This window comes from Methylobacterium segetis, from assembly GCF_004348265.1.
Lineage (GTDB): Bacteria > Pseudomonadota > Alphaproteobacteria > Rhizobiales > Beijerinckiaceae > Methylobacterium > Methylobacterium segetis.
On the sequence record NZ_SMNT01000151.1, the window covers coordinates 1 to 8,370 of the forward strand.

Genomic DNA, 8,370 nt, shown 5'->3' on the forward strand with positions numbered 1-8,370 from the left:
AGCTGCTTGATGCCGAGCGAGATGCGGTGCGTCTCGTGGTTGATCTTGATGATCTTGACCTTCACCGTCTGGCCGATCGTCACGACCTCGGACGGGTGGTTCACGCGGCGCCACGCCATGTCGGTGACGTGCAGGAGGCCGTCGATGCCGCCGAGATCGACGAAGGCGCCGTACTCGGTGATGTTCTTGACGACGCCGTCGATGACCTGACCTTCCTCGAGGTTGGCCACGAGCTCGGAGCGCTGCTCGGCGCGGCTCTCCTCCAGCACCGTGCGGCGCGAGACGACGATGTTGCCGCGGCGGCGGTCCATCTTGAGGATCTGGAAGGGCTGCGGCGTGCCGAGAAGCGGGGTCACGTCGCGCACCGGGCGGATGTCGACCTGGGAGCGCGGCAGGAAGGCCACGGCGCCGTCGAGATCGACGGTGTAGCCGCCCTTGACCTGGTTGAAGATCGTGCCGGTGACGCGCTCGTTGGCCTCGAAGGCCTTCTCGAGCTTGACCCAGCTCTCCTCGCGGCGCGCCTTGTCGCGCGAGATGACGGCCTCGCCGAGCGCGTTCTCGATGCGGTCGACATAGACCTCGACCTCGTCACCGACGCTGAGCTCGCCGTCGCGGCCGGGGCCCTGGAATTCCTTGAGGGCGACACGGCCTTCCGTCTTGGCGCCGATGTCGATGACGGCGACGTCCTTCTCGATCGCGACGACGCGACCCTTGACGACGGAGCCCTCGGTAATCTCGTGGCTGAGGAAGCTCTCCTCCAGCAGCGCCGCGAAATCCTCGCGGCTCGGTGCGCTCTGCACAGCGGTACCAGCAGTCATTCTGTCTCCTGAATGGCCCTTTCGGGGCCGGCGTCGGCGGCTCGTGTTGCGGGTGCCCTCCGCCATCGCCGCCCGCGGCCGGATCGGGCCTGAACGGGCTTGGCCTCCCCGCGGGAAGGGCCGACGCAGTCTCGAAGCGATGTCGAGGGCGATTCTCCCGGCGGCTGCGGGCCGGGCCGGGAAGGGCCGCGAGCCTCAGACATCCGTCCGGACAATCGGCGCGTTCCTTATCCGATCCGCGCCGCGACGGCAACCGGACCGCCTCGGGCGGTTCCTCAGCTCTCGAGGGGGAAGCGCGGCGCGTTGCGCAGCCAGATCGCGGAGGCCACCGCCAGCGGCTCCAGCGGCAGGGTCACCCGCCCGCAGCGGCGCCCCCAGAGGTCCAGGCCCTCGAAGCTCACCTCGCGGATCGTCAGCCACGCGCCGAAGGGGAAGATCGCCTCCGTCCCCTCCCCCGGCCCGTAGCATTCCTCGAAGGCGACCGGGTCGATCATGATCTGGTCGTACTTCTGCAGGTGCTCCAGCATCGAGACCTTGGAGCGGCGGAACAGCACCCGGTCCCGGTGGAAGGAGGAGAAGCAGGGCTCGTAGTCGGAGAGCGTGACCCGGAGCTTGCCGCCGATCCGCAGGTAGGGCGGGTTCGGGCCCGTCTCCCCGAAATTCGCCGGGCTCCAGCCCGCCTCGACCATCAGGGAATCGGCGAGGGTCACGGGCTCGGAGGGCACGGGCGGCCCGGGCAGGCCGGGCGGCGGCTCGGGGGTGGCGGGACGCACGATGTCGGTGCCGGCGGAGGCCATGGGGCGCTCCTTTCCTGTCGCCGCGCGGGATGCGCGACAGGCATTATCGCGCATGTCGGCCCGCTTGGCGACACGGGCCGGCTAACGATCCGCCCCGCGCCCGGAATGATACCGCCGAGATGCGGGCCTCACGCCTCCTCGTCGTCGTCCTCGTCCGTGCGGCGCATGCCCTTGAGCTTGGCGAAGACCGAATCGGCGTCGAGCCGGTCCTCGCGGCCCGCCGGGCGGCGCTCGTCGTACTCGGCCTCGGGCTCGGCGGTGGAGACCTCGGCCGGCAGGAGGGAGGCGCCCGCCTCGCCCGCCACCGCGGCCGGACGGTCCTTGGCCGCGCGCTGCACCTCGAAATCGAGGTCGATCTGCGTGCAGAGGCCGAGGGTCACCGGGTCCATCGGCTGCAGCGAGCCCGAGTTCCAGTGGGTGCGCTCGCGGATCTGCTGGATCGTCGACTTCGTGGTGCCGACGAGGCGGATGATCTGCGCGTCCTTGAGCTCGGGATGGTTGCGCAGCAGCCAGAGGATGGCGTTCGGCCGGTCCTGGCGGCGCGACAGCGGGGTGTAGCGCGGTCCCTTCGTGGTGCGCTTGACCTCGGGCAGCTTCACCTTCGAGACCGCGACCTTGAGCCGGTAGTTCGGGGATTTCTGCGCCTTCTCGATCTCGTCGCGGGTGAGCTGGCCCGTGGTGATCGGGTCGAGGCCCTTGATGCCCGCGGCGACCTCGCCGTCGGCGATGCCCTTCACCTCCAGCGGGTGCAGCTTGCAGAAGTCGGCGATCTGCTCGAAGGCCAGCGAGGTGTTCTCGACCAGCCACACGGCGGTCGCCTTCGGCATCAGCGGACCCTGGGACATCGGGCAACTCCAACGAATGCGCGGGGACGGGCGGCGCGCTGCGGACGATGGTCCGCGGGCTCCGGCCCGCCCATCCGAGGGGCCGAAGCATCCCGTCTCACGCTGTAAAAGGGGAACGCCATCTATATAGGTTCCAAGGGGTTCCGCGCAATCACGATGATCGGGCGCGGGCCCCGGGCGCGCCTGAAGCGGCCCGCCCCGTCTCGCCGAGGAAGGCGTGGACGATCTCGGAGAATTCCGGCGTGCGCAGGTAGCCGTAGGATTTGTGGTGGTTCGCCTCCCCGTCCGGGCGGCGATAGGCGTTGATGACGGGCACGTCGACCGGGAGCACGCCGCGTCCGCTCGGGCCGAATTCCGCCCGCAGGTCGGCCGCCACCGTGGCGACGTCGGCCGGGTCGACGAGGTTCGTCCAGGCCAGCACGGTGTCGGGCACGCGGGCATCCCCGTGCTCGGCCTCGATCGCCGCCTTGACCTCGACGAGGCCGAGGGGGGCGCCGAGGGTGACGAGGTGCGCGACGCGGACGTCCTCGCCCGCCCGCTCCAGGATCCGCAGGCAATCGTAGGCGATGATCGCGCCCATCGAGTGGGCCGTGAGGAGGATGCGGCGGCCGGCCTCGCGCCTGAGCCGATCGATCAGGCGCGCCCGGGCGGCATCCCGGAAAGCCGCGTCCTGATGGTAGGTCCAGAGGTCGTCGAGGCGGAACTCGAGGATGGCGTCGTCGAGCGGCGTCAGGCCGATCGCGGCCTGGAGCCGGCCGATCCGGTGGTAGAGGCGCCCGGTGAGGCTGGTGCGGCCGGCATCCCGCTCCGGGTCGTACCGGGGGAAGGCGCCGAGCCCGTCCGCCGCGTAGTAGGGCTCGCGGTTGCGTGCGTCGTCGAGGGGCGTGTCGTGGCGCAGGTCCGCCCAGTAGACGAACGCGAAGGGGAAATCCGCCGCCGGGACGGCGCAGTTGCGGGCGAGGCCCTCGCAGATCGCCGTCTTCCACCAGCGGGCCTTCTCCGCCTCGGGCGGCTTGTTGGCGAGCCCGTGGATGCCGATGACGACGCCTTCCCCGTTCATCCCCCGCGCGACTCCCGAACTCTCCCGCCTGCGGCGCCGCGCAGCGGGCGCGGGGCCGGTTGTGCGCGATGAGATAGGGCGCGACCGCGCAAGGCGTACAGGCCGGGCCCGCGCCTCAGTCGAACAGGCTCGACACGCTCGATTCGGTGGCCGTGCGCCCGATCGCCTCGCCGAGCAGCGGCGCGATCGTGGCGACGCGGATGTTGCGGGCGAGCTTCACGGCCTGGGTCGGCTGGATCGAGTCCGTGATCACGAGTTCCTTCATCCGCGAGGCGGCGATGCGGGAGACGGCGCCGCCCGAGAGCACCCCGTGCGTGATGTAGGCCGAGACGTCCTTGGCGCCGGCATTCAGCAGCGCCTCGGCCGCGTTCACGAGGGTACCGCCCGAATCGACGATGTCGTCGACGAGGATGCAGGAGCGCCCCTCGACCTCGCCGATGATGTTCATGACCTCGGATTCGCCGGGCCGCTCGCGGCGCTTGTCGACGATGGCGAGCTGCGCGTCGATGCGCTTGGCGATGGCGCGCGCGCGCACCACGCCGCCGACGTCCGGCGAGACCACCATGCGGTCGCCGCCCGGGAGCCGCTCCTTGATGTCGCGCACCATCACGGGGGCGGCGAAGAGGTTGTCGGTCGGGATGTCGAAGAAGCCCTGGATCTGGCCGGCATGGAGGTCGAGGGTGAGGACGCGGTCGGCGCCGGCCTCGGTGATCAGGTTCGCCACAAGCTTGGCCGAGATCGGGGTGCGGCCCGAGGTGCGCCGGTCCTGGCGGGCGTAGCCGAAATAGGGGATCACCGCCGTGATGCGCCGCGCCGAGGAGCGCCGCGCGGCGTCGATCATGATGAGCAGCTCCATCAGGTGGTCGTTGGCCGGGAACGAGGTCGACTGGACGATGAAGACGTCCTCGCCGCGCACGTTCTCCTGAAGCTCGACGAAGATCTCCATGTCGGCGAAGCGCCGGACCATGCACTTGGCGAGCGGCAGCTCGAGGTAGGCGGCGATGGCCTCGGCCAATGGCCGGCTGGCATTGCCGGCGATGATCTTGATCGAGGACTTCATGCCGGCACACTCATGTCGCGGATCTGGGGCCAGAGGCGCTGCGGAACCTGGATTATGACGCCGGCCCGGCCGTCGGGACCACCGATCCGGCCGGCCGGGCTCTTATCAGCGGTGGATGGGCGTCACAATGGCTTCATGCCGGCGGCATCCCTGCCCTGCACGGCCGCGCCCCCCCCAGAGCCTCCCGACGCGGGGCCGGCCCGACCGGCCTCACGGCTCGAGGAGCCGGTGCAGGTGCACGATGAAATAGCGGGTCTGGGCCGAATCGACCGTGGCCTGGGCCTTCGCCTTCCAGGCGGCCTGCGCGGAGGCGTAGTCGGGGAAGATGCCGACGATGTCGAGGCCCTTGACGTCGCGGAAGCGCACGCCCTCGAGCCGTTCCAGCTCGCCGCCGAACACGAGGTGGAGCTTCTGGTCGCTATCGATGCTGGTGGTCATGCCCTCTCCTTCGGGACCCTCGCGCCCGGCCGCAAGCAAGGATCGGGCTCGGGCCGGGGCAGCCGAGCGGGTCGCAAACGCCGGCACCCGCGTCAACCATCCCGGCCGGGGACGGGGGTTGCGGGCGGCGAACGGCGCGGGCGCCGGCCCGCCTCAGGATTTCGTCAGGAGCACGTTCACCGCCTTGGCGACCACGCCGACGCGGTCGCCGAGCTGCAAGCCGAGCGCCCGCAGCGAATCGAGCGTCATCACCGAGCTCATGCGGTACTCGGTGCCGACGAGCCGCACCTCGACCTGCGCCATCAGCGTGCCGTGCTTGATCTCGACCACCTCGGCCGGGATGTCGTTGCGGGCGCCGTGCTTCATCGGGGTCTCCTCTCGCGGGGTCGCGAGGCCCGATCTGGCGCAGGAGCCCGCGCGCGCCAAGCCGGGCGGGAAGCCGCCCGCCAAGCCGGGCACCGGGCCGGGCGCCTCAGAACAGGCTGCCCTGCCGGGCTGCCGGCGCGTCGGCCGTGGGCTCCCGGCGCTTCGCGGGGCGCCGCGCCGGGCGCGCGGGCGGGGCGTCGGCGACCCCGTCCTGCTGGCGCCCAACCTCTTGCTGGCGCTCACCATCCTGCTGGCGCCCTCCATCCTGCGGGCCGTCCGCCTCCGGCCCCTCGCCCTCCGCCCGCACCGCCGCGCCGCCATCGGCGAATTCGAGCCGCAGCCGGGCGCCCGGTGCGACCTGGGCGGCGGAGCGGACGCTCGCGCCGGTCTCGTCCCGGACGAGGGCGTAGCCGCGGGCGAGGACCGCCCGGTAGCTGAGCGAGCCGAGCAGCCGGTCGAGGCCGGCGAGCGCGTCGGCCCGGCGGCCGATCTGGTGCAGGATCGCGGTGCGCGGGCGGTGGTCGATCGCGGAGAGGCGCGCGCGGGCCCGGGCGAGGCCGAGCTCCGGCGGGTGGCGGGCGAGGCGCTCCAGCACGCGGCCGAGCCGGTCGCGGAAGGTGCGGGCATTGTTGGCCAAAGCCGGCCGCAGGCGGGCCTCGGCGAGGTCGAGGCGCTGGCGCTTGCCCGCCAGGAAGGCGTCGGCGCCCGGCATCGCCCGCACGCTGGCGCGCAGGTCGCTCCGGTCCCGGTCGAGCTTGCGCAGGACCGCGCCCCGCTGGCGGCGGCCGAGGTCGTCGATCTGCGCCGTCAATTCGGCGTGGACGGGCACCGCCATCTCGGCCGCGCCCGTGGGCGTCGGCGCGCGCCGGTCGGCGGCGTAGTCGATCAGGGTGGTGTCGGTCTCGTGGCCCACCGCCGAGATCAGGGGGATCGCGCTCTCGAAGGCGGCGCGGACCACGACCTCCTCGTTGAAGGCCCAGAGATCCTCGATCGAACCGCCGCCGCGGGCGACGATCAGCACGTCCGGCCGCGGGATCGGGCCGCCGGGGGCGAGGGCGTTGAAGCCCCGGATCGCGGCGGCGACCTCCTCGGCCGCGCCCTCCCCCTGCACCCGCACGGGCCAGACGAGGACGGGGCGGGGAAAGCGGTCCTCCAGCCGGTGCAGGATGTCGCGGATGACGGCGCCGGTCGGCGAGGTGACGACCCCGACCACGCGCGGCAGGTAGGGGATCGGGCGCTTGCGCTCGGGCGCGAACAGCCCCTCCGCCGCGAGCAGGCGCTTGCGCTCCTCCAGGAGCGCCATCCAGGCGCCGATCCCGGCAGGCTCCAGGCTCTCGACGACGATCTGGTAGGAGGACTTGCCGGGATAGGTCGTGATCTTGCCGGTGGCGACGACCTCCAGCCCCTCCTTCGGCTTCTGCCGGAGGCGGTTGAGCGTGCCCTTCCAGACGACCGCGTCGATCTTCGCGTTGCCGTCCTTGAGCGAGAAATAGGCGTGGCCCGAGCCGTGCGGCCCGCGATAGCCCGAGATCTCGCCCCGCAGGCGCACGTGGCCGAAGGCGTCCTCCAGCGTCCGGCGGAGCGCCGCGGCGAGGTCGCCGACGCTCCACTCGGTCTGGTTCGTCGCGGCGGACTGGCTCGGCTGCGGCTGCGTCAGGGCGGCGAGGATGGACATGGGGCGGGAGGCTAGCGCCGCCCGGGGCGATGGTCGAGGGCGCCGGGGCCACGGTGGGCCGCCGCCTGCGATTCACCAGAGGGAAAACTCGGTGGCGAAGTCCGTCGCCTTCAGGCGCCGGCAGGTCCCGGGCTCCGCCCGGCAATCGGCCCGCGGCTGAAGCGACAGGCGACCGCCCGGCCCCGCCTCGAAGCGCAGGGGCACGGGCGGCTCGTCGCTCTTGGCGTAGGCGAGGCTCACCTCGACGCGCAGGAAATCGAACTGCGTACGGTCGGCGTAGAGGATGAGATCGCGCGAGACCGTCTCGCCCGGGTTGAGGTCGGAGGGCTCGGCCGGCCCCTCCGTCGCGCCCTCGAACAGGGTGCCGTGGCGCAGGATCACGCTGCCCGGCTCCCCGAGCGCGTAGTCGCGCGCCGCGCCGACGCTGGCCGAGCCCGCAAGGCTCGCCGCGAAGGCCCCCTCCCGGCCGGGATCCGTGCCGAAGCGGGCGCTGATCCCGACCACGTTGTAGGTGAGGCCGAGGATGCGCACGCCGGTATGCCCCACATTGGTGCGGGTGAGGGTGGAGCGGATCGCGATCCGGTCGCCGCGCTCGCCGGCCTTCACGAGGTCGGTCTTCACCGACACGGCGGGCGGCTCCAGGCCCGGCTTGATCCGGGCCTCGTAGATGAAGGTGTAGACCGCCCAGGCCCCGGCCGCGACGATGGCGAGCGTCTGGGTGAGGCTCGCGGCCCGCTCGATCGTGAGCGGCCCTCGCCCGCCTGCCTGCTCCATGGGCGCCCTCCATCCCCAGGCGGGGAAACCGCGGCCCCGGAGTGCCGTTCCCGTGCACGACCTCGCGCGCCGTGTCGGATTCTCCTTTCCTCCGGGCCGGTTTTTGAGGAAAACCCCGGTCCCATGAACATCCTTCTGATCGGTTCGGGCGGGCGCGAGCACGCCCTCTCCTTCGCGCTCGCCAAGAGCCCGCTCTGCACCCGCCTGTTCACCGCGCCCGGCAATCCCGGCACGGCCCAGCACGGCGAGAACCGGCCCGATCTCGCGGTCTCGGACCACGCGGCGGTCCGCGCCTTCTGCGAGCAGGAGGGGATCGGCCTCGTGGTGGTGGGGCCCGAGGCGCCCCTCGTCGCGGGCCTCGTGGACGATCTGACGGAGGCCGGCATCCGGGCCTTCGGGCCGACGAGGGCCGCCGCCCGGCTCGAAGGCTCCAAGGGCTTCACCAAGGATCTCTGCGCCGCCTACGGCATTCCCACCGCCGCCTTCGCCCGCTTCTCCGCGCTCGATCCGGCCCTCGCCTACCTGCGCGAGCGGGGC

The 8,370-nt window shown here is 72.2% G+C and carries 9 protein-coding genes and 1 pseudogene; 1 reads left to right on the forward strand and 9 read right to left on the reverse strand.

The window, feature by feature from the left end; translation table 11 throughout:
* The 9 genes from E1J50_RS24570 to E1J50_RS24610 all read right to left on the reverse strand — a co-directional run.
* On the reverse strand, positions 1–818 hold an 818-nt coding region (locus E1J50_RS24570; RefSeq protein ID WP_132256658.1), incomplete at its 3' end, for a S1 RNA-binding domain-containing protein.
* A 275-nt stretch (positions 819–1,093) separates the two neighbouring features.
* Complete coding sequence (locus E1J50_RS24575; protein WP_245516741.1) at positions 1,094–1,615, reverse strand: hypothetical protein; 522 nt, start codon at positions 1,613–1,615, stop codon at positions 1,094–1,096.
* Between the two features lie 128 nt (positions 1,616–1,743).
* Positions 1,744–2,460 carry a DUF1013 domain-containing protein gene (locus tag E1J50_RS24580; protein WP_132256661.1) on the reverse strand — a complete coding sequence of 239 codons (717 nt, stop codon included), beginning with the start codon at positions 2,458–2,460 and terminating at the stop codon, positions 1,744–1,746.
* 151 nt (positions 2,461–2,611) lie between these two features.
* Positions 2,612–3,520 carry a lipase family protein gene (locus E1J50_RS24585; RefSeq protein WP_132256663.1) on the reverse strand — a complete coding sequence of 303 codons (909 nt, stop codon included), beginning with the start codon at positions 3,518–3,520 and terminating at the stop codon, positions 2,612–2,614.
* Positions 3,521–3,635: 115 nt separating this feature from the next.
* Positions 3,636–4,580: a ribose-phosphate pyrophosphokinase gene (locus tag E1J50_RS24590; protein WP_132256666.1), complete on the reverse strand. Its 945-nt coding sequence runs from the start codon at positions 4,578–4,580 to the stop codon at positions 3,636–3,638.
* Positions 4,581–4,790: 210 nt separating this feature from the next.
* The gene (locus E1J50_RS24595) at positions 4,791–5,018 is read right to left on the reverse strand and encodes a DUF4170 domain-containing protein (RefSeq protein ID WP_109893612.1); all 228 of its coding nucleotides are present in this window, start codon (positions 5,016–5,018) and stop codon (positions 4,791–4,793) included.
* A gap of 153 nt (positions 5,019–5,171) precedes the next feature.
* Positions 5,172–5,384, reverse strand: a complete 213-nt coding sequence (locus E1J50_RS24600; RefSeq protein WP_132256668.1) for a TOBE domain-containing protein — start codon at positions 5,382–5,384, stop codon at positions 5,172–5,174.
* A gap of 106 nt (positions 5,385–5,490) precedes the next feature.
* Positions 5,491–7,059, reverse strand: a complete 1,569-nt coding sequence (gene xseA / locus E1J50_RS24605; protein WP_132256670.1) for an exodeoxyribonuclease VII large subunit — start codon at positions 7,057–7,059, stop codon at positions 5,491–5,493.
* Positions 7,060–7,131: 72 nt separating this feature from the next.
* Entirely contained in the window at positions 7,132–7,833 is a 702-nt protein-coding gene (locus E1J50_RS24610) for a hypothetical protein (RefSeq protein WP_132256672.1), read from the reverse strand.
* 123 nt (positions 7,834–7,956) lie between these two features.
* On the opposite strand from E1J50_RS24610, the pseudogene E1J50_RS24615 reads away from it, so the two are divergent.
* Positions 7,957–8,370 (forward strand): annotated as a pseudogene (locus E1J50_RS24615) (phosphoribosylamine--glycine ligase); the annotation flags it as partial.

Bases quoted from the DNA above. Each gene is read 5' to 3' on its own strand.
- E1J50_RS24600 (WP_132256668.1), bottom strand. From the start codon at position 5,384: ATGAAGCACGGCGCCCGCAACGACATCCCGGCCGAGGTGGTCGAGATC.
- E1J50_RS24595 (WP_109893612.1), bottom strand. From the start codon at position 5,018: ATGACCACCAGCATCGATAGCGACCAGAAGCTCCACCTCGTGTTCGGC.
- E1J50_RS24610 (WP_132256672.1), bottom strand. From the start codon at position 7,833: ATGGAGCAGGCAGGCGGGCGAGGGCCGCTCACGATCGAGCGGGCCGCG.
- E1J50_RS24580 (WP_132256661.1), bottom strand. From the start codon at position 2,460: ATGTCCCAGGGTCCGCTGATGCCGAAGGCGACCGCCGTGTGGCTGGTC.
- E1J50_RS24590 (WP_132256666.1), bottom strand. From the start codon at position 4,580: ATGAAGTCCTCGATCAAGATCATCGCCGGCAATGCCAGCCGGCCATTG.
- xseA (WP_132256670.1), bottom strand. From the start codon at position 7,059: ATGTCCATCCTCGCCGCCCTGACGCAGCCGCAGCCGAGCCAGTCCGCC.
- E1J50_RS24585 (WP_132256663.1), bottom strand. From the start codon at position 3,520: ATGAACGGGGAAGGCGTCGTCATCGGCATCCACGGGCTCGCCAACAAG.
- E1J50_RS24575 (WP_245516741.1), bottom strand. From the start codon at position 1,615: ATGGCCTCCGCCGGCACCGACATCGTGCGTCCCGCCACCCCCGAGCCG.